This is a genomic window from Haloarcula marina, from assembly GCF_024218775.1.
Lineage (GTDB): Archaea > Halobacteriota > Halobacteria > Halobacteriales > Haloarculaceae > Haloarcula > Haloarcula marina.
Map to the genome: position 1 here is coordinate 2,383,097 of NZ_CP100404.1, position 22,779 is coordinate 2,405,875.

At 65.2% G+C, this 22,779-nt stretch carries 23 protein-coding genes; 10 read left to right on the forward strand and 13 right to left on the reverse strand.

The window, feature by feature from the left end; genetic code table 11:
* Positions 1–166: 166 nt before the first annotated feature.
* Positions 167–1,654, reverse strand: coding sequence for a cysteine--tRNA ligase (gene cysS, locus NJQ44_RS12505; protein ID WP_254271682.1), 1,488 nt, complete (start codon positions 1,652–1,654; stop codon positions 167–169).
* Between the two features lie 52 nt (positions 1,655–1,706).
* Positions 1,707–2,183: a DUF7523 family protein gene (locus tag NJQ44_RS12510; RefSeq protein WP_254271683.1), complete on the reverse strand. Its 477-nt coding sequence runs from the start codon at positions 2,181–2,183 to the stop codon at positions 1,707–1,709.
* A gap of 84 nt (positions 2,184–2,267) precedes the next feature.
* On the opposite strand from NJQ44_RS12510, the gene NJQ44_RS12515 reads away from it, so the two are divergent.
* Together NJQ44_RS12515 and NJQ44_RS12520 are read left to right on the forward strand one after the other, a co-directional pair.
* Positions 2,268–3,155 carry a CbiX/SirB N-terminal domain-containing protein gene (locus tag NJQ44_RS12515; RefSeq protein ID WP_254271684.1) on the forward strand — a complete coding sequence of 296 codons (888 nt, stop codon included), beginning with the start codon at positions 2,268–2,270 and terminating at the stop codon, positions 3,153–3,155.
* Positions 3,156–3,215: 60 nt separating this feature from the next.
* Complete coding sequence (locus NJQ44_RS12520) at positions 3,216–4,298, forward strand: DR2241 family protein (protein WP_254271685.1); 1,083 nt, start codon at positions 3,216–3,218, stop codon at positions 4,296–4,298.
* A 3-nt stretch (positions 4,299–4,301) separates the two neighbouring features.
* Here the strand turns inward: NJQ44_RS12520 and NJQ44_RS12525 are convergent, their stop codons facing one another.
* From NJQ44_RS12525 to NJQ44_RS12535, 3 genes are all read right to left on the reverse strand, one after another.
* Positions 4,302–4,877 (reverse strand): DUF7524 family protein, encoded by a 576-nt coding sequence (locus tag NJQ44_RS12525; protein WP_254271686.1) that lies wholly within the window; start codon positions 4,875–4,877, stop codon positions 4,302–4,304.
* A gap of 41 nt (positions 4,878–4,918) precedes the next feature.
* Positions 4,919–5,113 (reverse strand): methytransferase partner Trm112, encoded by a 195-nt coding sequence (locus NJQ44_RS12530; RefSeq protein WP_254271687.1) that lies wholly within the window; start codon positions 5,111–5,113, stop codon positions 4,919–4,921.
* Positions 5,114–5,184: 71 nt separating this feature from the next.
* Complete coding sequence (locus tag NJQ44_RS12535; RefSeq protein WP_254271688.1) at positions 5,185–6,561, reverse strand: adenylosuccinate synthase; 1,377 nt, start codon at positions 6,559–6,561, stop codon at positions 5,185–5,187.
* Positions 6,562–6,748: 187 nt separating this feature from the next.
* Between NJQ44_RS12535 and NJQ44_RS12540 the strand changes: the two genes are divergently transcribed.
* Entirely contained in the window at positions 6,749–7,054 is a 306-nt protein-coding gene (locus tag NJQ44_RS12540) for a hypothetical protein (RefSeq protein WP_254271689.1), read from the forward strand.
* Positions 7,055–7,071: 17 nt separating this feature from the next.
* Here NJQ44_RS12540 and NJQ44_RS12545 read toward each other — a convergent pair whose 3' ends face one another.
* Positions 7,072–9,492, reverse strand: coding sequence for a DUF7527 domain-containing protein (locus tag NJQ44_RS12545; RefSeq protein WP_254271690.1), 2,421 nt, complete (start codon positions 9,490–9,492; stop codon positions 7,072–7,074).
* A 144-nt stretch (positions 9,493–9,636) separates the two neighbouring features.
* On the opposite strand from NJQ44_RS12545, the gene NJQ44_RS12550 reads away from it, so the two are divergent.
* From NJQ44_RS12550 to NJQ44_RS12565, 4 genes are all read left to right on the forward strand, one after another.
* A complete protein-coding gene (locus NJQ44_RS12550) occupies positions 9,637–10,032 on the forward strand; it encodes a DUF7541 family protein (protein WP_254271691.1) in 396 nt (131 codons plus the stop codon).
* Between the two features lie 48 nt (positions 10,033–10,080).
* Complete coding sequence (locus tag NJQ44_RS12555) at positions 10,081–10,422, forward strand: DUF6684 family protein (protein ID WP_254271692.1); 342 nt, start codon at positions 10,081–10,083, stop codon at positions 10,420–10,422.
* A 62-nt stretch (positions 10,423–10,484) separates the two neighbouring features.
* Positions 10,485–12,272 carry a cytochrome c oxidase subunit I gene (locus tag NJQ44_RS12560; RefSeq protein WP_254271693.1) on the forward strand — a complete coding sequence of 596 codons (1,788 nt, stop codon included), beginning with the start codon at positions 10,485–10,487 and terminating at the stop codon, positions 12,270–12,272.
* A 251-nt stretch (positions 12,273–12,523) separates the two neighbouring features.
* The gene (locus tag NJQ44_RS12565; protein WP_254271694.1) at positions 12,524–12,805 is read left to right on the forward strand and encodes a DUF7520 family protein; all 282 of its coding nucleotides are present in this window, start codon (positions 12,524–12,526) and stop codon (positions 12,803–12,805) included.
* 18 nt (positions 12,806–12,823) lie between these two features.
* Here the strand turns inward: NJQ44_RS12565 and NJQ44_RS12570 are convergent, their stop codons facing one another.
* The 6 genes from NJQ44_RS12570 to NJQ44_RS12595 form a co-directional block, all read right to left on the reverse strand.
* Positions 12,824–13,696 carry a hypothetical protein gene (locus tag NJQ44_RS12570; RefSeq protein WP_254271695.1) on the reverse strand — a complete coding sequence of 291 codons (873 nt, stop codon included), beginning with the start codon at positions 13,694–13,696 and terminating at the stop codon, positions 12,824–12,826.
* Positions 13,697–13,768: 72 nt separating this feature from the next.
* Positions 13,769–14,566, reverse strand: coding sequence for a CBS domain-containing protein (locus NJQ44_RS12575; protein ID WP_254274338.1), 798 nt, complete (start codon positions 14,564–14,566; stop codon positions 13,769–13,771).
* Positions 14,567–14,604: 38 nt separating this feature from the next.
* Positions 14,605–16,131 (reverse strand): DHH family phosphoesterase, encoded by a 1,527-nt coding sequence (locus NJQ44_RS12580; protein WP_254271696.1) that lies wholly within the window; start codon positions 16,129–16,131, stop codon positions 14,605–14,607.
* Between the two features lie 35 nt (positions 16,132–16,166).
* On the reverse strand, positions 16,167–16,595 hold the full coding sequence (gene lrpA1 / locus NJQ44_RS12585; protein ID WP_254271697.1) for an HTH-type transcriptional regulator LrpA1: 429 nt from the start codon (positions 16,593–16,595) through the stop codon (positions 16,167–16,169).
* A 94-nt stretch (positions 16,596–16,689) separates the two neighbouring features.
* A complete protein-coding gene (locus NJQ44_RS12590) occupies positions 16,690–17,628 on the reverse strand; it encodes a thiamine pyrophosphate-dependent enzyme (protein ID WP_254271698.1) in 939 nt (312 codons plus the stop codon).
* 2 nt (positions 17,629–17,630) lie between these two features.
* Positions 17,631–19,529: a 2-oxoacid:acceptor oxidoreductase subunit alpha gene (locus tag NJQ44_RS12595; protein ID WP_254271699.1), complete on the reverse strand. Its 1,899-nt coding sequence runs from the start codon at positions 19,527–19,529 to the stop codon at positions 17,631–17,633.
* Between the two features lie 212 nt (positions 19,530–19,741).
* Between NJQ44_RS12595 and NJQ44_RS12600 the strand changes: the two genes are divergently transcribed.
* Together NJQ44_RS12600 and NJQ44_RS12605 are read left to right on the forward strand one after the other, a co-directional pair.
* Positions 19,742–20,467 carry a DICT sensory domain-containing protein gene (locus NJQ44_RS12600; protein WP_254271700.1) on the forward strand — a complete coding sequence of 242 codons (726 nt, stop codon included), beginning with the start codon at positions 19,742–19,744 and terminating at the stop codon, positions 20,465–20,467.
* A 126-nt stretch (positions 20,468–20,593) separates the two neighbouring features.
* A complete protein-coding gene (locus NJQ44_RS12605) occupies positions 20,594–20,767 on the forward strand; it encodes a hypothetical protein (RefSeq protein ID WP_254271701.1) in 174 nt (57 codons plus the stop codon).
* A gap of 6 nt (positions 20,768–20,773) precedes the next feature.
* Here NJQ44_RS12605 and NJQ44_RS12610 read toward each other — a convergent pair whose 3' ends face one another.
* The gene (locus NJQ44_RS12610) at positions 20,774–21,559 is read right to left on the reverse strand and encodes an N-acyl homoserine lactonase family protein (RefSeq protein WP_254271702.1); all 786 of its coding nucleotides are present in this window, start codon (positions 21,557–21,559) and stop codon (positions 20,774–20,776) included.
* A gap of 187 nt (positions 21,560–21,746) precedes the next feature.
* Here NJQ44_RS12610 and NJQ44_RS12615 point away from each other — a divergent pair, with 187 nt between their 5' ends.
* Positions 21,747–22,778, forward strand: a complete 1,032-nt coding sequence (locus NJQ44_RS12615) for a sensor histidine kinase (protein WP_254271703.1) — start codon at positions 21,747–21,749, stop codon at positions 22,776–22,778.
* Position 22,779 lies beyond the last annotated feature (1 nt).

A 22,779-nucleotide genomic window follows, 5' to 3' on the forward strand; every position in this document is an offset into this window, starting at 1 on the left:
AACTGTTTGGAATGTAGTTCATGATGAAGAGAGAGACGACTCGGGATGACTTAAATCCACACTGTGCGGGTAACGCACGGTGCGACGGGGATAATCGCGTCATTATTCCGCTCCAGGGATCACGATTCGCACGGCGTCGAAGGCGAACGGAACCTCGACGACCGGCCTACAACCGATACGTCGGGCCGTCGTCGGTGTCCTGCACCTCGACGCCGAGCGCTTCGAGTTCGTCCCGCAGTTCGTCGGCCCGCTCGTAGTTGCCGGCGGCGCGCTCTTGTTCGCGCACGTCGAGGACGAGTTCGACGATGTCACCGGCCAGTGTCACGTCGCCATCGCTCTCGCCGCCCTCGCCGAAGGAGAGTCCGAGGATACCGCCGCCGAACTCCTCGAACGTCTCGACGGCGCGTCGGAGTCCGCGGAAATCGTACGCGCCATCGTGGCCGTCGACGTGGGCGTTGACGGCGCCCGTGACGTCCAGCAGTGCGGTCGTCGCCTCCCGGGTGTTGAAGTCGTCGTTCATCGCCGCCTCGAAGTCGGCACGGGCCTCGTCGACTGCCGCCCGGAGCCGTTCGTCGGTCACCGTCGCGTAGGCGTCGACGCTGTCACAGGCCTCGACGGCCCGGTCGTAGCCGCGTTCGAGGCGGTCCCAGCGCTCCTCGGCCTCGCCGATGGTGGCCTCGCTGTAGGTGGCCCGCGAGGAGTAGGCCGTCGAGAGCAGGAAGGTCCGGAGCACGTCCGGACCGAACTCCGCGACGGCGTCGGCGACGGTGAAGTAGTTGCCGAGCGAGGAGGACATCTTCTCGCCTTTCGTCTCCAGCAGGCGGACGTGGAGCCAGTAGTTGGCAAAGCGCTGGCCGGTCGCGGCCTCGCTCTGGGCCACCTCGTTCTCGTGGTGGGGGAACACGAGGTCCTGCCCGCCGACGTGGATGTCGATGGTTTCGTCCAAGTGGGACATCGACATCGCCGAACACTCGATGTGCCAACCCGGCCGGCCCTCGCCCCACGGCGAGTCCCACGTCTGGGCGGTCCGGCAGGCTTCCTCGGCGGGGGCGGCCGCTGGGTGCTGGTGCTCGGCGATGTCCTCGGGGTCGACGCCACCGGCCTTCCAGAGCGCGAAGTCTGCGGGGTGGCGCTTCTCCCCCTCGGTGTCCTCGCCCTGTGCTTCGATGTCTTCGACCTTCTGGTTCGAGAGTTTGCCGTACTCCTCGAAACTCGTCACGTCGAAGTACACCGACCCGTCGGCCTCGTAGGCGTGCCCGCCCTCGACGAGTCGCTCGACGAGCGAGATGATTTCGGGGACGTGCTCGGAGACGCGGGGGTACACCTCTGCCCGGTCGAGGTTCAGCGAGCGCATGTCCTCGATGACCTGCCGGACGTAGTGGCGGGCCACCTCGGCCTCGCTGTCACCGTCTTCACCGACGCGGGCGACGATTTTCTCGTTCACGTCGGTGAAGTTCTCGACGTGGCGCACGTCGTAGCCCAACCACTCCAGCCAGCGACACATCACGTCGACGTGGACCCACCCGCGGGCGTGGCCGAGGTGAGGCGGGTCGGAGGTCGTCAGGCCGCAGTAGTACAGGAGAACGGAGTCGGGGTCGCGTGGCTCGAACGGCTCTGTCTCGCCGGTCAGCGTGTTCGTCACGCGTAGCGTCATTAGGGGAGTGGACAGGACCGGGCCGCTTCAAGGCGTCGGAACCGTCGCCGAGTCAGCGACCGACCGCACCCTCGACGACCCGCACGGCGTCCGGGCCGTCCCGACGCTCGACGACGACCACGAGTGTCTCGTGCCCGACGCCCGCCGCCTCGACGTGGACGTCGGCGGCGCGCAGTCGGCCCAACACGTCGCCGAGTGCGGCCGGTGAAAGGGCTCCGGTGGCGACGATTGCCGTCGCCGACCCCGAACCGTCGGCGTATCGCGTGTCCCCGACGACCAAGAGCGGGTCCTCGTCCCCCTCGGCCGGACCAACGCCGCTCCGCATCGAGACGCGGGCCTCGCTGTCGTGGGCCGGGTCGGCCGGTAGTTCCTCGGCGAAGCGGCGAAGCGCGGTGGCGACGGCGTCTGTCTCTCCGTCCACGTCGAGCGTGCGCGCGGCGGCGGTGTAGTTGACGACACCCGCCCGGAGCGCGTCGTAGAGGAACGGCCGGGCGCGGACGGCGTCGCGAGTCTCGGCGGCGAGTGACATAGCAGAGGGTGCGGCGCGGCGGCACCAAAAGCCTACCTCGTCGCCAACGAAGCCCCTAAGACCGGTTCGTCCCAACGTCGTCGTATGAACCCGGACCCAGCACTCGTCATCGCGGCGCACGGTTCGCACCTCAACGCCGAGTCGAGTTCGCCGACGTTCGCACACGCCGACACAATCCGTGCGACCGGGGCGTTCAGCGAGGTCAGAGAGGCGTTCTGGAAGGAGGAACCGTCGTTCCGCGAGGCCCTCCGCACCGTCGACGCCGAGGAGGTGTATCTGGTCCCGCTGTTCATCTCCGAGGGCTACTTCACCGAGCAGGTCATCCCCCGGGAGTTCCGACTCGACGGCTGGGACCCCGAGATGTGGGATTCGGACGGCACGAGCGCAACCCACGCGACGCTCACCGCGGGCGACACGGGGCAGACGGTCCACTACTGCGGCCCCGCCGGGACCCACGACTCGATGAGCGACGTCATCGTCCAGCGAGCCAAGTCCGTCACCGACGACCCGGACGTGGGCGAGGGGTTCGGCCTCGCCGTCGTCGGCCACGGCACGGAGCGAAACGAGAACTCCGCGAAGGCCATCGAGTACCACGCCGACCGCATCCGCGGGATGGACCGCTTCGACGAAGTCGAGGCGCTGTTCATGGACGAAGACCCCGAGGTGGACGACGTGACCGACTACTTCGAGAGCGAGGACGTCGTCGTCGTTCCCCTGTTCATCGCCGACGGCTACCACACGCAAGAGGACATCCCCGAGGACATGGGTCTCTGTGAAGACTACCGCGACGGCTACGACGTGCCGACCGACGTGGACGGCCACGACATCTGGTACGCCGGTGCGGTCGGCACGGAACCGCTGATGGCCGACGTAATTCTCGAACGGGCCGCCGACGCCGGGGCCGACCTCGACGCCGCTATCGCGGAGATCCGGGACCGGACCGGCGGCGCGAATCCCGCGACCGGCGACTGAGACTGCGGCAAGACGGCGAGGAACCGGCTAACTTTTTTCTCGCCAGCCCCGTCTTCGGGTATGGACGAGGACCCCGTGGACGCGCTGGTGGCTACCGCGCCGGACGGTATCGCCTTCGACGGCCTCACTGTCGACCGCGAGGACGACCGATACGCGTTCGAGACGCCCGCGGAATCCCACGACAGTTTAGACGAGGCCGACCTGCGCTCGGTCGCGGCCGACTCGCCGTACGTCTCGAACTGGTACTTCTGGCACGCCGTCGCGCCCCAGACCGACCACCGCTGGGCGTTCCTCCGGTGGCTGGAAGGGGCCGACGACCGGGGTTTCGACGACCGGTACGACGCGCTCGCCGGGGGCCTGACGACGGAGTGGGGCCAACTCCGAATCACCGCTTCGCTCGACGAAAGCGGCGGTCGCTCGTACGCGCTCCGCCACGTCGACGACGCTGACGACGCGGACAGCGCGCTCGAATCGTACGACGACTCGCTGGCGGCCCGCGACATCGCGAAACACGACGACGATGGCGGGTATCGGCCGCTGAAGACCGCCCCGTCGCTCCAGACCGGATGGCAGTTCCCGGCGCTCGGACCGGCCGAACTCGTCGACGCCGTCCACGCCGTCTACCCGGCGACGGTCCCGAACTGGTACCGCGAGCGCGAGGGGGAACTGGACGTTACTCACTGGCACGAGACGGTCGAACGGCAGACCGGTATCTACGGCGTCGTCAAGACCTGGGACCGCGGCGACGGCCACGAGCACGTCGACTGGGTCGCCGAGGCCTGCTGTGACGACTCCCAATGTCTGAAGCGTCGGGAGTGGCAGTACGACGAGGACACGGAGTTGGCAGTCGACGGCGGGGACGGCGCCTTCCCCTGCCGGGAACCCTGCTCGCTGGTCATCACCGCCGCCCGCAAGTGGACGAAACTCGAGGCCGAGGAGCCACAGACATACGAGTTCGAGTTGACCCCGAGCGAGAAGGAACAGGTCGAAGAAATCATCGACGCCGTGGCCGACGGTCGCACGGCCGACATCCGCGAGGCCGACATCTATGACGGCGCGAACCGCTACCGCACGCGGTTTTTGCGGGCGAAACTGTTCGACGACGACGGGAACCTCTGTGGCGTCGAAACCGACGACGAGTAATAGTCAATCGGTGAGGACGACGAACGCGATGACGAACGCGATGGCGAACGCGAGGACGGCCACCACACCCGCCGCGAGGGCCACGAAGTCGGTACCGAAAACTATCGTCGCCGTGACAGCGGCTCCCAGCGCCAGACTGGTACCGACGATGACCGGAATCGAGCGCTCGAAGCGACCAGAGAAGTCCTCGGATTCGACCGCTTCGGACTTCGGCCGTGGCTTCGCCAGGTCCTCGTCGACCACGACCCCTTGCGTCTCCGCTTCGGATTCCGTGACGACCACTTCGACGTAGCGCGTCGTCGCCCCGTGGGCCGTGGCGACTTTCAGGTTCCCGCGGGTCGCACCGTCCTTCGTGAGCGTGACGCGGACGCGGCGCTCGCTCCCGCGCTTGACGTAGTGGTTCGTCGCGTCGATGGCCGCCAGTTCTGACAGCGCGTCGTCCACGTGCAGGTGGACGTGGGTCGGTTCGCCGTGGTTGACGATTCGGATTTCGAAGCTCTCGCTCGTCTCGAACGATTTGGGGACCTCCAGCCCGTGGAGCGTGGTGCGGTTGACGTGGACCGGCAACGACTCTGGCACAGTCTCTTGTCGGTGGCGGTGAAAGAAAAAGGTTCAGGCGATTACGCGGGTGCTTCGTCGCGCATATCCGGCGGCAGGAGGTTCGGGATGCCGTCTTCGATGGGGAACGCCTCGCCGCACTCCGTACAGACCAACTGGCCCGACAGAATCTCCTCGCCGTCGCGTTCGTCGACGGCGAGTTCGAGGTCGTGTTTGTCCAGCGGACAGCAGATGATGTCCATCAGGTCCTCTTTCATACCCGCGAGTCGGGGCGGTAGGCCTAAAAGGATACTGTCTGGATACGGAGACGGTGCGCGTTCGGGCAGCCTCAGAAGGGCTGTTTGCGAACGATGGTCTCGCCGCGGCCCGGGCCGACGCCGATGGCGTAGGCGGGTGTGTCGAGTTCGTCCTCGATATACTCGACGTACGTGCGTGCGTTCTCGGGGAGCGCCTCGTAGCCCTCCTCGGCCGCGGCCGCCCAGTCGACGGCCTCCCAGCCGTCGAACGAACGCAAGTTCGCCTCACACTCCGCCCACTGCTCGGTTCGGGCTGGCATCGTGGCGAGTTCCTCGCCGTCCAGCGTGTACGTGTGGCCGACCTTCACCTCGTCCAGTCCGGCCAGCACGTCGAGGTGGTTGATAGCGAGGCCGGTGAACCCGGAGACGCGGGTGGCGTGCCGAAGCATCGGCATGTCCAGCCAGCCGACCCGCCGCGGGCGGCCGGTAACCGTCCCGTACTCGCCGCCTTCCTCGCGAATCTGGTGGGCCAGTTCCTCGTTCTCGCCCTCGCCCTGCGCCTCGTAGCCGGGCGTGTCACCGACGACGCCACCGAGTTCCGTCGGCAGTGGGCCGCTGCCCACGCGCGTGAGATAGCCTTTGACGATACCGATTACCTCCCCGCTCCCGACGACGCCGGGGCTGAGTCCCGTGCCCGTCGCCGCGCCGCCAGCGGTTGGGTTCGAGGACGTGACGTAGGGGTAGTTGCCGTGGTCGATGTCGATGATGGTCCCCTGTGCGCCCTCTATCATCACTTGCTCACCTTCGGCCATCGCGTCGGTGAGGAACTGCCCGGCGTTGACCGGCATCCCCGCTTCCTCGAAGCGACGGCCGAACTCGCGGTACTCCTCGAACAGCGCGTCCACGTCGAGCGCCTCGGGATTCTCTAAGTCCTCGACGGCGATTCCGTACACGTCCTCGACGACGGCGCGCTTCTGCGGGACGACGTACTCCAGTCGCTCGCGGAGCACGTCGGGGTCCAGCAGGTCCCCGACGCGAATCCCGCGACGACCGGCCTTGTCCTCGTAGGTCGGGCCGATACCGCGACCGGTGGTCCCCACCTCGTCGCCGGACTCGCTCTTCACTTCCTCCTCGATACCGTCGAGAATACGGTGGTACGGGAGAATGACGTGTGCCCGTTCGGCGACGCGAACGTCGGGGTCCAGCCCGCGGTCCTGCAACGTGTCTATCTCTGCGAACAGCGTTCGCGGGTTGACGACGCACCCGTTGCCGAGTACGCCGACCTTGCCGCGGATGGCTCCGCTCGGAACGAGCGAGAGCTTGTACTTCTCGCCCTCGTGAACGACGGTATGGCCGGCGTTGTCGCCGCCCTGATAGCGCGCGACGACGTCCGCGTCGTCGCCGTACAGGTCGACGATGCCGCCCTTCCCCTCGTCGCCGAGCTGCGAGCCGACGATGGTTACGGTCATCGCCCGGACGTTCCGGCCAGCGTGATAAACAGATTACGGTCCCACGCCACCGCTCTCTGGACGACACCGTTTCCCATGGCACACAGTACGACGCATTTAATACCCACCTCTACGAACGTAAAAACCGGCAAAGACGACCGTTCGAGGGGTAACTTTTAAATCCTGCAAACACAAGTTAACAATTGCCATGATAGACAGGCTTGAGAAGGAAGTCGACATGTTGGAGCGTCACCTTCAGGTGCTCCGCATGGTCATCGAGAATGAGCCTATCGGTATCGTGAAGATGTCTAACGAGACTGGCTACCCCCACCACAAGGTTCGCTACTCGCTTCGGGTCCTCGAAGAGGAGAACCTCATCGAGCCCTCCAGTCAAGGCGCAATCACGACCGAACAGACGAGCGAGTTCGTCGACGACTTAGATGAAAAGATAGACGAGATCATCGAAAAGCTCGAAGGAATGAAAATCGAGGACGCGGCCGAGATAGAGAGCTAACGCCGTTCTCTCGCTACTCAGAGTTCTGGAACCGCGAGATGGAACTCTTTGTTTCGTGCCTCTAGCAGACACAGGTGGTAGCCGTCCTTGCGCGAGAGGTTCACGAAGCTTTTGCGCTTATCCCGACTGAACAGGCCGCTCGAAGTCGCCTCCTTGGCGGTTTCGAGCGCTTCCGGTTCGAAGAAACTGCTCGTAACGAGGAACGCGGCCGCCAGCGAGTCGGACGCGTTGCCGACCCGCTCGGCGTTACGGACGATTGTCGTCATCTGCCCGTCCGTCGCCGCCTGCCGGGAGTCGTTGATGTTCGCGACGATAAGCGGGTTGCCCATCCGGTCGCGGACGACCACGTCGAACTGCTCCTGTGAGCGGTGTTCCTGACCGTCCTCGGTGTAAGTGACCGACACCTTCCCGTTCAGTTCCGCCCGGTCGACTTCCGGCAGGGCGTCGTAGAGGCCTTGCATCGCGCCCGCGTGGCCGGTGTCGCGGATTTCGTACAGTAGGTTGCGAATCAGCCACTCGACGAACCGGTAGTGGATGCTTTCCTGTAGGTACGTCTCGAACGCTGTCCCCTCGACGACGGTGTCGCTGGCGTCGAACTGCGTGTGGTACTCAAGCCGGAGGTTCTCCTCCACCTGCGCCGGGTCGGCGTCGCCGTCGTGGGCCGCCTTCAACGTGGCCTCGCCCTTCGAGTGGTATCGGACGAACAGGTTCGTCCCGTCGATGGCCTCGACCGGTGAGAGACGCGTCCCGCCGGTCGCCGCGTCGTCGCTCTGACTCTGCAGGTCGGATATTCGGCCCTCTAACTCCTGAATCTCGGCCTGCGCCGTCTCCAACTCCGATTCGAGGCGGTCGCGTTCGGTCCGTAGCTCCTCGTTCGTCGCTTCGAGGTCGGCGACTTCGCCCTCCAGTCGGTCGATTTCGGCCGCTTTGCCGTCGAGTTCCGCCTGTAGTTCGGTTACCTGCTGTCGACCGCCCTGCCCCTGTCGCTGTTCGGACCCCTGACGACGCGCCGTCTCTCGGTCGGCCCGCTGTTGCGACCGGTCGGGCGTAGATTGCGGCGGAGACGTGGGCTGTGTCGACTCTGCCTCCTCGCGCCGGTCGTGGGTCCGACTCGTCGATGCGCCCGCCGATTGTGTCGACGCGTCGTCAGGCACCTGGTCCGCCGTCGTGGTCGACTGGTCCGGGTCCAACGACGGGATGGCCCGCGTTTCGAGCGAGAGGGAACCCGAGCCGCTATCGCTCTCGGCGGGAGAGGAGGGGGTGGACTGGCCCTGTTCGGGTTCAGGTTCCGGTTGGCGCGTCGCCGGGGACTCGGCCTGTTTCGGGGTCGGCGTGGTCGATTCCACGTCGGCGAACGCACCGTCTTCGACCGGTTCGGGGTCGGTCGTGGTAGCCCCGTTCTGGGAGGATTCACGCCGCGTCGCCTCGTCCTGTGCTCGGTCGGGCGGTTGCGTCGATTCGGCCTGCCGCGGCGAGTCGGCCGCCGACGCGTCCACCGTCGTGCTATCCGCCGTCGTGCTATCCGCCGTCGACCCGGCCGACTCGCCGCGTTCGTCGGCGCGACCGGAGCGCTGACGCTCCGTCCGGTTCGCGGGTTCGTCCCGTTCGCTGGAGCTCGCTGCTCGACCGGCCCGGGACCCCTGACTGGCTCCGGCGGCTTTCGACCCCGGCGGCCCGCCCGCCGCCGGACCGGGTCCGCGCTCGGGACCGCCCGACTCCGTCGTCTCGGCCGTCCCCCCGGCGTCGTCGTTCCGTCGGTCGTCGGCCGCCGTCTCGTCCGCAGGCGAATCGTCGGGCGTCGACGCCGCCGCGTCGGTCGCTGGCGGGTCGGCGTCGGTCCCGGCGACCTCCGCACCGGTGACCGTGTCCGCGTCTGATTCGGCCGCCGTCTCGTCCTCGGGCGGTTCTGGAATCTCGACCGGCGAAATCTCGGCCGGTTTGACCTCGTAGATACCCACTTCGTCGTCGGCCTGCTCGAACGCGTCGTCGTCGGTGATGAGTCGCTTCGAACTGCCCACCCACGCGACGCTCATCGAGCGGCCCTGGTGATAGACGAGATAGTAGTCGCCCGAGAGGACGTTCTCGGAGAGTTCGACGAACCCAGTAAAGTTGCCGTCGGCCAGCGTCCGGTCGACCTCGGAGATAGCTGTCTCTTGCGTGTAGTACTTGGCTCTGACCTCGTCGCTACGCTCTTGCATCACCGCGAGGAGGGGCAGTGCCTCGTGCGGGGCTTCACGAGCGGTTCCACCGGACTCGAAGTCGTCGATGTCGCCGTCGAGGATGCCGACGACTGTCCCCTTCAGCATGAACAGTCGTGCCGGTCCAGCGACGACGACGCCGGAGAAGTCTTGGTCGGAGAGGCTCCGAAGCCCTTCGAAACCGCCGTCGAAGGGGGCGGAATCCCACTCCGAAACCAGTTCGACCGTACGGGTACTCATTACCACCACCAAGCCGGATAGCAGACAAATAGTTTGTGCCCGCGCGGCACGTCCGCGCGGCGCCCATCCTCGGTGCGTCGGCGGCGGCGACACTCCCGGCGGTGACTCCGATGCGCATATCCCGACCGAGTCCGAAGTCGAGGTATGGAAGAGCAACCGGGATTGAGCGACCAGTACCGGACCGCGAGTCCGTGGCCGGTGTTCGTCGCGCTGGGACTGGCACTCTCGGAGGTCGGCGTCTTCATCGGGTTGTTCCCCGTGGCCGTCTTCGGCCTCGTCCTCTTCGGCGGCAGTATCGCCGGTATCCTCACGGAGTCGGGCTACACCGACCGCCCGTGGCCGACACTGCTGGCCGTCGGTGGGATTCTCGCCAGCCTCGCGATTGGGATAGCGCTGGTGCAGGTGCCGATGGCCGACATCACTCTCGCCAACGTCGGCGAGGGGGAACTGCTCACCCGACTCGTCGCTGTCGTCGTCGCGGGCGTCGTCATGACTGCGATGGGCGGCGTGGCGTCCATCTTAGAACAGACGAGCGCCTGAGCGAAACCAACAGCCTATTTACTGGCCTCCGCCAAGCCGCAGACAGACATGGCTCTGTTCGGGTTCGAGAAAGACACCCTGCTTGACCTCACCGTCAACATCATTCCGCTGGGCATCATCGTCTTCTTCATCGCGGCGTTCGCAGTCGTGCCCGCGTTCGGCACGGACCCCGTGTTCAGCGGATTGCAGTTCGCACTGATGATCGCGATGTTCCTCCTGCTGGCGGTCCTGACCTACTACGCTGGCAAGGCTATCGAGAACGCGGAGAAGAAACAGGCGTCCGCCGAGGAAGCCAGCGCCGTCGAGGAACCCTCGGGCGAAGTGAGCGGCCTCGACGACACCGGCGTCGAAGAAGAACGGGCACTCGACGACGACGGCGACGACCACTAATTCACAGTCCGGCAGACGGCGGAACCGACCCTTTCATTATCGGCCAGTTCTGACGTGCGACTATGGCAGTAGGAGACCTAGTGCTGACGGGGCTGATGGCCGTGCTCCTCGTCGGCATTGCCGCGTTACTCACGCGCATCGAGAACTGGCGGTCCTATACCCCACTGGCGGGCGGGACCGCGACGGGTGAGAACGTCGGCGTTATCCACAGAGAGAAACCCGCAGGTATCATTCGCTGGCTAACGACGGTCGACCACAAGGACATCGGCATCCTCTACGGCGTCTACGCCGTCATCGCGTTCGCAGTGGGCGGCATCATGGCGATGCTCATCCGCATCCAACTCGTCACCCCGGGCGGAGCGATACTCGGCGCGAACGCCTACAACTCCATCCTGACGAGTCACGGTATCACGATGCTGTTCCTGTTCGGGACGCCCATCATCGCGGCGTTCGCGAACTACTTCATTCCCCTGCTCATCGGGGCCGACGACATGGCGTTCCCGCGCATCAACGCTATCGCGTTCTGGCTGCTCCCGCCCGCCGCACTCCTCATCTGGGCCGGATTCTTCCTCGCGCCGATAACCCAGAACATGATCGAACCGGCGCAGACATCCTGGACCATGTACACGCCGCTGTCGGTCGAACAGCAGAACCCCGGCGTCGACCTGATGTTGCTCGGTCTGCACCTCTCCGGTGTCGCGGCGACCATGGGTGCGATCAACTTCATCGCGACCATCTTCACCGAGCGAGACGGCGAGGTGACGTGGGCGAACCTCGACATCTTCTCGTGGACCATCCTCACCCAGTCCGCGCTCATCCTCTTCGCGTTCCCGCTGCTCGGGAGCGCCATCGTCATGCTACTGCTGGACCGCAACCTCGCGACGACGTTCTTCGCCGTCGAGGGCGGCGGACCGCTGCTCTGGCAGCACCTGTTCTGGTTCTTCGGCCACCCCGAAGTGTACATCCTCGTCCTCCCGCCGATGGGACTCGTGAGCCTCATCCTGCCGAAGTTCGCAGGCCGGAAACTGTTCGGCTTCAAGTTCGTCGTCTACTCGACGCTCGCCATCGGCGTGCTCTCCTTCGGTGTCTGGGCGCACCACATGTTCTCGACGGGCATGGACCCGCGCCTGCGCGCATCCTTCATGGCCGTCTCGCTGGCCATCGCCATCCCGAGCGCCGTGAAGACGTTCAACTGGATTACGACGATGTGGAACGGCCGACTGCGCCTCACGTCGCCCATGCTGTTCTGCATCGGGTTCATCTCGAACTTCATCATCGGCGGCGTCACCGGCGTCTTCCTGGCCGCGATTCCCGTCGACCTCGTGCTCCACGACACCTACTACGTCGTCGGGCACTTCCACTACATCGTGATGGGCGCCATCGGCTTCGCCGCCTTCGCCGGCATCTACTACTGGTTCCCGGTGTTCACCGGCCGGATGTACCAGCGCACGCTCGGAAAGGCCCACTTCTGGCTCTCGATGCTCGGGACCAACGTGACGTTCTTCGCCATGCTGGCACTCGGGTACCTCGGCATGCCCCGCCGGTACGCGACCTACGAATTCAACGGCGCTATCGCGCCGCTGGCACAGGTTGAGACGTACCACCTGCTGGCGACCGCTGGCGCGGTCATCCTGCTGGTCGGCCAACTCATCTTCGTCTGGAACATCGTCCAATCGTGGCTCGAAGGCCCGCAGGTCGAGGACGGCGACCCGTGGAACCTCGAACGCGACGGGATGCTCGACCGCGAGTTCCAGTGGTTCGACCGCAAACTCGAAACGGCCATCGCCGACGGCGGCGAGGAAGACGACCAGTCCGCACTGACGAACGGCGGCGCACGCGGCGACGACTGACACCGGCGGTTTCGCCGTCGAAGCGAACGCTGAATTTTCGGTTTCCGTTCTCACTCCGACAGCGGCGCACCCGGTCAAACGGGAGAGCAGTCGCGCACCGGGTTACGCACCCGAGACGAGGACGATAGCCGTCACGAACATCATGATGGCAATTCCGGCGAGGACGATGAACAGCAACTCCTTCTGGGACATACGCAGGGTACGGGCTTGAAGTGAAAAAGGCTAATCGTCTCGCTCCCCTACCCCGCGCCATGAGTGAACAGTCGGTGGGAATCGACGGCGAGAAAGTGGTCGTCTGGCTGTACCTCATCATCGTCGCGTTGGCTGGCGTGATGGGGTTCGTTCTCGGAAACATCCGACCGGCCGACCTCGAACCTGAACTGTTCGGGTTCATCGCGCTCCCGCCGACGCCCGTTGGCGTCGCTATCTACGGCCTTGTGACAGTCGGCGTCGGCCTCGGCATCCTGCTGGGGCTAGTCGTGTTCATCTCGCGGCGACTGGACGACGAGACCCGGCATCGCGAACCGCAGTAAGCCACGCTTTCGCTCCCGTCATTCGATTCTGAACAGTCCGCGTAACGGAGACGCCGCCTCCCCGGTGACCTCGCGCCCAGTGGCACGGTAGTACAGGAGGACCGACAGCGGTCCCGTCACCAGCGCTATCAGCGTCAACCACAGGGAGAGGACTCCGAGGAGGAAAGCGACCGAGAGGACGACCGCTTGCGAGATGCCAGCGGGCACCGGAAGGATGCCGATGTCGAGCGGGAGATATCCCAGTACGTTGGCGACGAGGATACCGACGCTTCCGAGGATGGCGACCCAGCCGAGACCCCTGTTGAGCGTTTGCGTCCCGTAGACGACCAGGGTCGTGCTCCCGAACGCCTCGGTAGACGCGGCGTCGATGTGCGAGACGAGTGAGCGAACCCCGCCACCCTCGATAGCGAGTGCCGGGGGAAACAGCAACGAGAGGACGTTCGACCCGACGCGTAACGTCTCCGAAGCGGTGTAGAACCCGAGCACGAACGACCAACTGCCAGCGAGACCGCCGAGAACGACGACGGGCAGATGTCGGATGGCGACAGCCAGTCCCGCTCCGGGGAGCGGTCGACGGCCCTGAAAGAGTTCGTGGAGTTCGTAGCAGTAGGCGACCGAGAGGACGGTTCCGACGACCGGGACCGCACTACAGTACCACACGGCGGTCCATCCCCACACCAGCGCGAGCCGACCGACGACGGGAAACGAATCGAGCCCGGTGAAAATCGCCCATATCGGCCATCCCCAGACGAGGAGACCGCCCGGGACCAGCACCGCGATGAGTGCGGGGTACACGAGCGACGGCGGGTGGCGCACCATCGGTGTAAACGCTCGGCGAACGACGGAGAGCTGACGCCCAATCGCAGGCGTCTCTTTCGTCTGTTCCAACATACGCTCCGCTCCTTCGTTATGGCGTAAAAACCCACGTCGCGGCGGATAGGTGACCGCCGGACCGCCGTCTCGTTACTTCTCGTTTTGCAACCGCTGAGTCGTCTCGACGAGGGGGTGGCGGGCGTAGTCGACCTCTTCGATGTCGTCGATGCGTTCGAGGTCTGAGTCGGCCGCCGTCTCGGCCATGCCGAGTTCGACGGTATCACCGAGCACGATGACGTACGCCTCCATCTCTTCGATACCGAGGCGCGCCGCCGCTTTCACGCGGTGGTGCCCGTCGGCGAGCAACAGGTCCCCGCCGTTGTCGATGACGACGAGGGGTTCGGCCAGTCCCCGTTCGAGTTCGTACACCCGTCCTTCGAGTTCGTCGGCGTACACCGTCGTCTGGGTGGGCGTCAATTCACTGAGCGGGACTTTGCGCCGCTCCTCGTGAGAGGTGATGCCGTGGATGTTTTCGAGCGTCCGCCCGAGTTTATCCACCTTATCGGGCGTCGCACGCTCGATTTGCGAGCGGATGACGTCGGCGTTCGAGATGATACCCACGAGGTTGCCCGCGTCGTCGACGACCGGGAGTTTCTGGATGCCGGAGCGCAGGATGACGCGGGCGGCGTCCTGGACGGCCATGTCCGGGTGGGCCACGAGGATGTTCTCGCTCATCACCCGAAACATCGGTTCGTGGTCCTCCGCGAGAAGCAGGTCTCGGGCGCTGACGAACCCCTCGACACGCCGCCCATCGGTCACGGGGAATCCGCTGAACTCCTCGCTCTCGGCGATACGCCTCGCGACTTCTTCGACCGTATCGTCGAGTTCGACGGTCGACACTTCACGAGTCATGTACTCGCCAACCGTCGGCCGCCCCGTGTCCTCCATCATCGAATGTAACATCAGCAACTGATAAAAAGTCTCGCCTACTCCTCCTCCGCGGCGTCGTCGACGAGTTTGAACTCCGAATCGGGTTCCAGTTCGGCGAAGCGCTGAGACCCGTAGGCCGACCCCGAGTACACGTCGGTCAACAGGCGGTGCGAACGAGACTGAACCGCGTCGAGGAAGCGGTCGCTGACGACCGAGCGGACGATGTCGTGGAGCGACTCGTCCCGGTCGTCGACGGAGTCCAACACGCCGAGCGCTATCTGCGCGCCAGCCATGTCGGCGTGCCCGCCCGCGGACCCGATTTGTCCGAACGCGTCCCGAAGCACTTCTCCGAGGTCGATATCCGCGCCCCGGGCGCGAGCGGAGGCGTAGATAGTCCCGTCGAGAACGCCGTACACCATCGTCGCTTGGACGCCTTCGAGGTCCAGCAGTCGGTCGGCGGCCTGTGCGAGAGCGTCCCGGTCGGAGAGTTCGCCGACGCAACTCAGCAACACAGACCCCTCCTGCTCGCGGTTGTCGATTGCCCGGCCAAGCGTCCGCAGCGTCTCGTTGCTGATGCTCGGGTCCTCGATGCGCTGGAGGACCGACATATCGGCGTGCGGAACGAGATGGGCGGCCGCCTCGAAATCGGCCGCCGACACCTCGCGCCGGAAGTTCTTCGTGTCGACGCGGATGCCGAACAGGAGGCCCGTCGCTATCGACTCCTCCAGTTCGACGCCGAGTCGTCTGAAGTAGTCGACCAACAGCGTGCTGGTCGCGCCAGCGGCGCTCCGCAAGTCGACGTACCGGGCCTCGACCGGGAGTCGGGGCGGATGGTGGTCGACGACGATGTCCACGGAGAGGTCTTCGGGGAGTTGGTCGTTCACCCCCGGTCGAGAGTGGTCGACAAGTGCGAATCCGTCGTACTCGTCTAGCGCGTCGGGGTCGTCGGCGTCGAGGTTGACGAGGTCGTACTCCAGTAGGTTCACGAACGCGCGGTTCTCCTGATGGGAGATGTCGCCGTAGTAACACAGCGAGACGGAACATCCCGCCCGTTCGGCCAGCGTTCCCAGCGCGACGGCGCTGGCGATGGCGTCCGGGTCGGGGTTGTCGTGCGTGACGATAGCGAGGTGGCCGTCGATGTCGCGAAACACCCGCTGGAGGTGGCGACAGCGCGACCCCTCATCGTCGAGGACCTCCGAGAAACGGTCCGTGAGAACGCTGGCGGGGTCGAGCACTTTGTCGGCCGCCGCCGAGAGCGTGTCGAGTTGTGCATCCGTTGCACCTCGGCCAGCGTAGCCGAGGACGAAGGCGTCCCCGAAGACGGCGCGTGCGGTTTCGGCGGCGGCGGCGTTGACCGCGGGGTCGCTCGTCGCGACGACCACCGTCTCCGGGCGCACGTCGAGGTCGTCGAGAAGCGATCGGTCGGTCAGGTCACCGACGGTGACCGCGATACCGTCGGCGCGGAGTGTCTCGGCCCGGTGTTCGTCGTCCGTAACGACGGCAAGCGGGTCGGTCCCCTCGCTGATGGCGTCGACGAGCGCCATCGCAATCGACCCCGCGCCGAGTACGAGCCGAGACGGCATAGCGAACCCTCCACTCTGGAGCGTCTAAAAACCCGTTACTTCAGTCGCTCTTGGAGGAAGGACGGATGGGCCGCCGTCACGCCCGTTAAAGAGAGAATCTCGTCTTCGATGACCGCCGCGAGCGAGTTGCCGTCCGTCGCGCGCACCTCGGCCATCAGCATGTGGTCACCACTCGACGTATAGAGCGACTCGACGGCGTCGATGTCTTTCAACTGCCGGGTCGCCTCGACGTACCGTTCGCTCGCGACGTCGATACCGACCATCGCGATAGACTGTCCGGCGAGCTTTTTCGGGTCGATATCGGCGGAATACCCGACGATAACGCCTTCGTCTTCGAGTTTCTGGATGTACTTTCGAACCGTCGGTTTCGACACGTCGGCCCGTTCGGCGATGTCGGCGTATGATGCCTGCGCGTCCTCTTCGAGGACCGACAGGATACGACGCTCCGTAGACTCAGCACTCATGTACGTTTCTTTTCCGTGGATGAAAAAATATCTTCCGAACCAGAAACCCCCGTGCCGAACCGTCGGAAACGGGGTGGCTACGCCCGAAGTGGGCTTACTTGTGGTGTTCCAGCAGGTTGTCGTAGGTCCGCTCCCACTCGGCGTCCTCGTCGAAGTACCGCTCTGCGAGCGGTTCCTCGGGCATCTCGCCGATGGCCTGCTTCTCCTCACCGTAGGAGGGGCGGGCGTCCTCGACGTACATGCGGCCGGTGAGGACTTCGCCCTCGTACAGTTTCTCTTCGGTCTGTCGCATCATCTCGGCCGCTTCCGTGCGGTCCGAGAGGTCGAAGTCGTAGTCGTCGGACTGCTGCACGTCCGTGTACGGGACGTAGTGCTTCGCGTCCTTGTTCCACGTCGGACACTGGGTCAGGAAGTCGATGTGCGCGAAGCCGTTGTGTTCGATGGCCTCGGCGATTATCTCCTTCGCCTGGTTGGGGTTGACCGCCGCGGTCCGGGCGATATAGGTCGCACCGGCGTTGAGCGACTGGCTCAGCGGCCGGATGGGCGACTTCGCCGACCCGTGTGGCTGGGTCTTGGACTTGTGGCCCTTCGGCGACGTTGGGGACGTCTGGCCCTTCGTCAGCCCGAAAATCTCGTTGTTGAACACGATGTACGTCATGTCGTGGTTCTCACGAGCCGTGTGGATGAGGTGGTTCCCACCGATACCGTAGCCGTCACCGTCACCGCCAGCGGCGATGACTTCGAGGTTCGGGTTGGCGAGTTTCGCGGCCCGGGCGACGGGCAGCGAGCGGCCGTGGATGGTGTGGAAGCCGTAGCTGTTGAAGTAGCTGTTGAGCTTCCCGGAACAGCCGATGCCCGTAAAGAGCGCGACTTCGTCGGGGTTCCTCCCGACTTCCGGCATGGCCTGCTTCAGCGCCTTGAGGACGCCGAAGTCACCACAGCCGGGACACCACGTCGCCTGCGGCTCGATGCCGGGCGTGAACTCGTCTCGGTCGATCTCGCGTTCTTCTCCGATTGCACTGAATGCACTCATAGTTAGTCACCCGCTGCGGGGAGGTACTTCATGTTGGTCGCGGCGAGGTCCTCGCCGTTGATGCTCGTCTCGAACCCGTCGACGATTTCGGCGGGTTCGAACGGATTGCCGTTGTACTTGAGGAGGCTCGACAGTTTCTCGCCGTACCGGCCGAGTTCCTTCTGGGTGAGCCCGCGGAACTGGGCGCTGGCGTTCATCTCGACGACGAGCGCTTCGTCGACGGATTCGAGCCACTCGCTGACCTCCTCGACGGGGTAAGGCATCATGTCGGAGACGCCCAGGGCCTTCACGGAGTGACCGTTCTCGTTGAGTCGGTCGACGGCCTCGAAGGCGGTGTCCTGCTGACTCCCCCAGACGAGGATACCGTAGTCGGCCTCGTCCGGACCGTGGTAGGTCTGGTGACCGGCGTTCTCGTCTAAGTCCGCGCGGATGTCGTCGAGCTTGTTCAGCCGACGGTTCATCTGCGCGATGCGGTTGTCGGGGTCCTCGCTGATGTGTCCGGACGGGTTGTGTTCGTTACCCGTCGCGAGGAAACGGCCGTCCTTCTGCCCGGGAATCGACCGCGGACTGACGTTCGAGCCGTCCTCCGGTTCGTGGAGGAAACGCTGGAACTTACCCGAGGAGTGGTGGGCCGCGTCCTGAATCTCTTCTTCGGTGAGGACCGACCCGGGGTCGGCGTTCGGTTCCTCGTCGAAGTGCGAGGCAGGCAGGTTCCGGAGTTCGCCCTGAATCTTCTGGTCGTAGATGACGATAGCCGGAATCTGGTACTCGTAGGCGATTCGGAACGCCGCACGGGTCTGTGTGTAACACTCGCGGATGTTCGCCGGAGCGAAGACCACGCGGGCGGAGTCGCCCTGCGACGTGTACAGGACGAACTCTAAGTCGGCCTGTTCGGGCTTGGTCGGCATCCCGGTCGACGGACCGGCACGCATCGCTTCGACCAGCACGATAGGCGTCTCGGTCATCTCCGCGAGGCCGAGCGGTTCGGACATCAGCGCGAAGCCACCGCCGGACGACCCGGACATGGACTTCACGCCAGCGTGGGACGCACCGAGCGCCAGCGCCGCCGCGGCGATTTCGTCCTCGACCTGCTCGGAGATACCGCCGAACTCGGGCAGGTGTTGGGACATGATGGTGAACACGTCGGTCCACGGGGTCATCGGGTAGCCCGAGATGAAGCGGCAGCCCTCGTCGAGCGCCCCGTAGGAGATGGCGTTCGACCCCGAGAGGATGACCTGTTCCTCGTCGTGGGAGTTCTCGGGAACCTCGATATCGTGGTCGATGTCGAGTTCCGACGCCGCGTCGTAGGCGTCCTGCAGAACGTTGAGGTTGGCTTCCTGCATGTCGCCAGCCATGTTCTGCTCGATGAGTTGTTCGAACTCTTCGGTGTCGATGTCGAGGATGGCCGCCGTCGCGCCGATACCGGCGGTGTTGCGCATAATCTCGCGGCCGTGTTCCTTGGCGATGCCCCGAAGGTCCATCGGGACGACGTGCCAGCCGTTCTCCTCGGCGGCCTCTTCGAGGCCGATTTCGTCGACGTCGTCCTCGTCGAGGAGGCCCTCGTCGTACAGGAGGACGCCGCCCTCGCGGAGTTCGTCGAAGTTCTCGTACAGCGGCTTCAGTTCCTCTTTGCCGTAGTACGCTTCTTCCTGCGGGTTGCGGGCGAAGGAGTCGCCCAGCGCCAGCAGGAAGTTGTAGCCGTCGCCGCGCGACTGGACGGGTTCGTCCTTCGCGCGTACTTCCACGTACGTGTGGCCGCCCCGGATGCGCGACGGGTAGTGACGATGTGTGAAAACGTGAAGTCCCGAACGCATCAGGGCCTTCGCGAAGTTCTGGCTGGTCGAGTCGATTCCGTCCCCGGAACCCCCAGCGATTCGCCAGATTAGCTCGTTGTCTGTCATGGTGAAATCCTCGGCCCCAGCTCTGGTGCCGTATCGGGAGATTGGGGGGGCATGACTAAAGATTTTCCACTACATCAAGGTATATTAATCGTTATTAATATCGCGGGGCGGCTCAGTTATCGTCTCCGCGCCAGAAACGAACTGTTTCGCCGTCGACTGGTTCGATGTGGACGCAAGGGCTAAGCGCCTCCCGCGCGAGTAATAACACATGGATGTCACTGACGGAACTCATCACCGGGGTTGAAGACCACGAGAAGACCCTCGCGGTGTTCAACGCCGACGCCCGGGTCGTGTCCGACCTGCGCGAGCAGTTCGCCGACCGCAACCTCGCGGTGACCGCGGAGCAGACGGTGAGCGGTCGCCCCGGGCAGTTCCTGACGCTGAGTGACGGCGACACCGTGCTCACGGCCACAGACCTCGACAGTTTCTACGAGACGCTCGAGAGCCACGACGGCCACCTGTCGACGACGCACACCGGGTATCGGACCGTCCTCGACTACCTCGACGAGACGATGTTCACGTCGTGGTCCATCGGTCGGATGGTCGCCGCCTCTCGCGAAATCGAGGACCGGGCGTGGCGCGTCGGCAACGGGTCGCTCCACGCCGGGTTCCAGACGCTGTCCACCCTGGAAGGCGAGTTGGACCTCTACGAACGCCTCGGCGACTCGGACGTGGACGTCCACGCCTACGCCGTCCCCGACATCGACCCGCCGGACCAGAGCGCCTTCACGCTCCACCTCGAACGCACGCAGGAGATAGCGGACTCGTGGTTCGTCGTCTTCGACGGCGGCGACGACCCGAGCCAGAAGTGTGCGCTCCTCGCCGAGGAGCGGGAACCGCGGAAGTTCTACGGCTTCTGGACCTACGACGAATCGACGGTCGACTGGATAATCGAGCATCTGGAGACGAGTTACGGATTCGTGGATAGCGAGGCTTGAACGGAGTGACAGCCCCGACGCGGAACGGCGAAGGGAATGAGCCCCTGAGCAATAGGGTGGTGCAGTAGCGCGGAATCAGACGCTTCGAGGCCCCACCAATACTCCAGTCATCCGGAGAAACCGACGATGAGCGACGACCCCGACGCCTACCGCATCGACGAGACCGGCCAGCGAGTGAACGCGCTCGAACTCGACTGCCACCTCTTTTTCGGCGTCTGGAGCGTCGTCGAGAAGACGGGCGAGCGCTGGACCGTCCGGAACGCGGACGGCGAGACGCTCACGCTCGTTCCCGAGCCCTGACGCCGTTCACGCGAGGTCCTCGAACACCGAGAGGTCGTGCCCCAGGATGATTTCCGCGCCCGTCTCGCGCTGGACGTTCCGACACCGTTCCAGACTCTCCTTCCACGCGCCGTTGTTCCAGAGGAGACTCGTCGCCATCGGCGCGCCCTCGTAGTTGGCCTCGACGTAGGCCTCGTCGCCGACGACCAACAGCGGGTCGCCCTCTCGCTCGATGAGTGCGCCGAGCAGACCGGGCGTGTGGCCGGGGAGGTGGAGCAGTTCCACGCCGTCGGCGAGGCGGTAGCCGTCGCCGTGGACGACCTGCCAGTTCAGGTCGTGGTCGAAGTCGCTGGCGAGGTACGCGATGGACCCCTCCGCCGTCTTCGCGCTGAAGTACGCGAACGGGAGTTCCTCGCGGTGGACGTAAATCGGGGTGTCCGTCCCGGCGAAGTTGTAGAGGCCGCCAGCGTGGTCGAGGTGGAGGTGGCTCATCACCACGGCGTCGATGTCCGAGAGGGAGTACCCCGCGGCGGCGAGGTCGTCAGAGAGCGAGTGGTCGGCCGCGTCGACATGGGCGAACGCCTCGTACAGGGGGTCGGGCCAGTAGCCGTCGCCTGCGTCCGGATGGGACCCCGTATCCCAGAGAATCGTCGTCTCCGGCGTCTCGATGACGAGGTTCCAGACGACGTACGTCTCGTACTCGTGGGCAGGGTCGCGGTTCGACGCGGTCGCCACGCTGGTCCCGTCGACGACGAAGTTCCGGTCGGCCTGTACCCGCCCGCGGTCGAGGAACGTGATGGTTGTGTCGACCATACAGTACGTACGGGTCGAACGTCGATAAGGTGCATCCCCGACACAGTCGGGTCGGCCGCCGTTCGCCGACCGGTCGGGGTCGCCGCCGTCCGCCCCAATAAGTATTGGTTTCGAGGTGGTAAGAGAGTGGTATGTATCGCCACAGTTCTCGGCTGTCGAAGCCGATTCCCGATGGTAGGTGGTGGCCGTGACACGGCTCAAACGAACCAGCGCGGCGGCGACGATTGCGGCGACGGGGGTTCTCGTCGCCGTGCCGAACGCACGGGCGTTCACGGGACCGCTGGATACGAGCGGGACCGTACTCGCCGTCCTCGGGATAGTCATCGGCGTCGTCCTCTTCGGCGGCGCGGCGCTCCTCGTCGGGACCGACATCTCGACGGGCCACGTCGTCCGCGTCGCCGGGTGGAACGCCCTCGGCGTCGTCGTTCTCGGGATAGTGCTGGGGCTGGCGTCGACGACGGGCGACGTGACGCTGCCAGCGTACGTCGCCGCGGGCGTCCTCGGCGTCAGCGCCGTGGCCCACGTCCTCATCGGAATCAACGACGTGCGGCGAATCCGCGCGACCGAACTGGCGCGGGAACGGGAGAAGTTGGCGGTCCTGAACCGTCTCGCGCGGCACAACCTTCGGAACGACGCGCAGGTGCTCGCTGGCGTCGCGGACCTCTACGGGGCCGACGTGGATTTGGCGGTTCGGGAACAAGCGAGCGAACGGGTCGAAGCGGTCAGCCAGAGCCTCGGGTCGATGAGCACACGTCTCAAAGAGATGCAGGCAATCGTCGACGACGGGGCGTCCCCGACGGCGCGCTCGCTCCCCGACCTCGTGGACGGCGTCGTCGCCGACTGCCGGGCGGACTACCCGGAGGCGACCATCGAGGCCGAGGTTCCGGACGTGTCCGTTCTCGCGACGACCCACCTGTCGACGTCGCTCAGACACCTCGTCGAGAACGCCATCGTCCACACGGACGAACAGACGGTACGCGTCACCGCCGAGCGCGACGACCAAGCCGTGACGCTGGTCGTCGAGGACGACGGGCCGGGAATCCCGGAAGTGGAGCGACAGATTCTGACCGGCGAACGCGACCGGACGCAGGTCGAACACGCCAGCGGACTGGGGCTCTGGGTCGTGAAGACGGCGGTCGAAGAACTCGGCGGCGAACTCGGGTTCGGCGATAGCGACGAGACCGGCGGCGAAGTCAGACTCCGACTGCCGGTCGCATAAG

Excerpts from the sequence above, each read along its gene's own strand:
- cysS (WP_254271682.1), bottom strand. The coding sequence starts at position 1,654 with ATGACGCTACGCGTGACGAACACGCTGACCGGCGAGACAGAGCCGTTC.
- NJQ44_RS12510 (WP_254271683.1), bottom strand. The coding sequence starts at position 2,183 with ATGTCACTCGCCGCCGAGACTCGCGACGCCGTCCGCGCCCGGCCGTTC.
- NJQ44_RS12515 (WP_254271684.1), top strand. The coding sequence starts at position 2,268 with ATGAACCCGGACCCAGCACTCGTCATCGCGGCGCACGGTTCGCACCTC.
- NJQ44_RS12520 (WP_254271685.1), top strand. The coding sequence starts at position 3,216 with ATGGACGAGGACCCCGTGGACGCGCTGGTGGCTACCGCGCCGGACGGT.
- NJQ44_RS12530 (WP_254271687.1), bottom strand. The coding sequence starts at position 5,113 with ATGAAAGAGGACCTGATGGACATCATCTGCTGTCCGCTGGACAAACAC.
- NJQ44_RS12535 (WP_254271688.1), bottom strand. The coding sequence starts at position 6,561 with ATGACCGTAACCATCGTCGGCTCGCAGCTCGGCGACGAGGGGAAGGGC.
- NJQ44_RS12540 (WP_254271689.1), top strand. The coding sequence starts at position 6,749 with ATGATAGACAGGCTTGAGAAGGAAGTCGACATGTTGGAGCGTCACCTT.
- NJQ44_RS12545 (WP_254271690.1), bottom strand. The coding sequence starts at position 9,492 with ATGAGTACCCGTACGGTCGAACTGGTTTCGGAGTGGGATTCCGCCCCC.
- NJQ44_RS12550 (WP_254271691.1), top strand. The coding sequence starts at position 9,637 with ATGGAAGAGCAACCGGGATTGAGCGACCAGTACCGGACCGCGAGTCCG.
- NJQ44_RS12555 (WP_254271692.1), top strand. The coding sequence starts at position 10,081 with ATGGCTCTGTTCGGGTTCGAGAAAGACACCCTGCTTGACCTCACCGTC.
- NJQ44_RS12560 (WP_254271693.1), top strand. The coding sequence starts at position 10,485 with ATGGCAGTAGGAGACCTAGTGCTGACGGGGCTGATGGCCGTGCTCCTC.
- NJQ44_RS12565 (WP_254271694.1), top strand. The coding sequence starts at position 12,524 with ATGAGTGAACAGTCGGTGGGAATCGACGGCGAGAAAGTGGTCGTCTGG.
- NJQ44_RS12570 (WP_254271695.1), bottom strand. The coding sequence starts at position 13,696 with ATGTTGGAACAGACGAAAGAGACGCCTGCGATTGGGCGTCAGCTCTCC.
- NJQ44_RS12575 (WP_254274338.1), bottom strand. The coding sequence starts at position 14,566 with ATGGAGGACACGGGGCGGCCGACGGTTGGCGAGTACATGACTCGTGAA.
- NJQ44_RS12580 (WP_254271696.1), bottom strand. The coding sequence starts at position 16,131 with ATGCCGTCTCGGCTCGTACTCGGCGCGGGGTCGATTGCGATGGCGCTC.
- lrpA1 (WP_254271697.1), bottom strand. The coding sequence starts at position 16,595 with ATGAGTGCTGAGTCTACGGAGCGTCGTATCCTGTCGGTCCTCGAAGAG.
- NJQ44_RS12590 (WP_254271698.1), bottom strand. The coding sequence starts at position 17,628 with ATGAGTGCATTCAGTGCAATCGGAGAAGAACGCGAGATCGACCGAGAC.
- NJQ44_RS12595 (WP_254271699.1), bottom strand. The coding sequence starts at position 19,529 with ATGACAGACAACGAGCTAATCTGGCGAATCGCTGGGGGTTCCGGGGAC.
- NJQ44_RS12600 (WP_254271700.1), top strand. The coding sequence starts at position 19,742 with ATGTCACTGACGGAACTCATCACCGGGGTTGAAGACCACGAGAAGACC.
- NJQ44_RS12605 (WP_254271701.1), top strand. The coding sequence starts at position 20,594 with ATGAGCGACGACCCCGACGCCTACCGCATCGACGAGACCGGCCAGCGA.
- NJQ44_RS12610 (WP_254271702.1), bottom strand. The coding sequence starts at position 21,559 with ATGGTCGACACAACCATCACGTTCCTCGACCGCGGGCGGGTACAGGCC.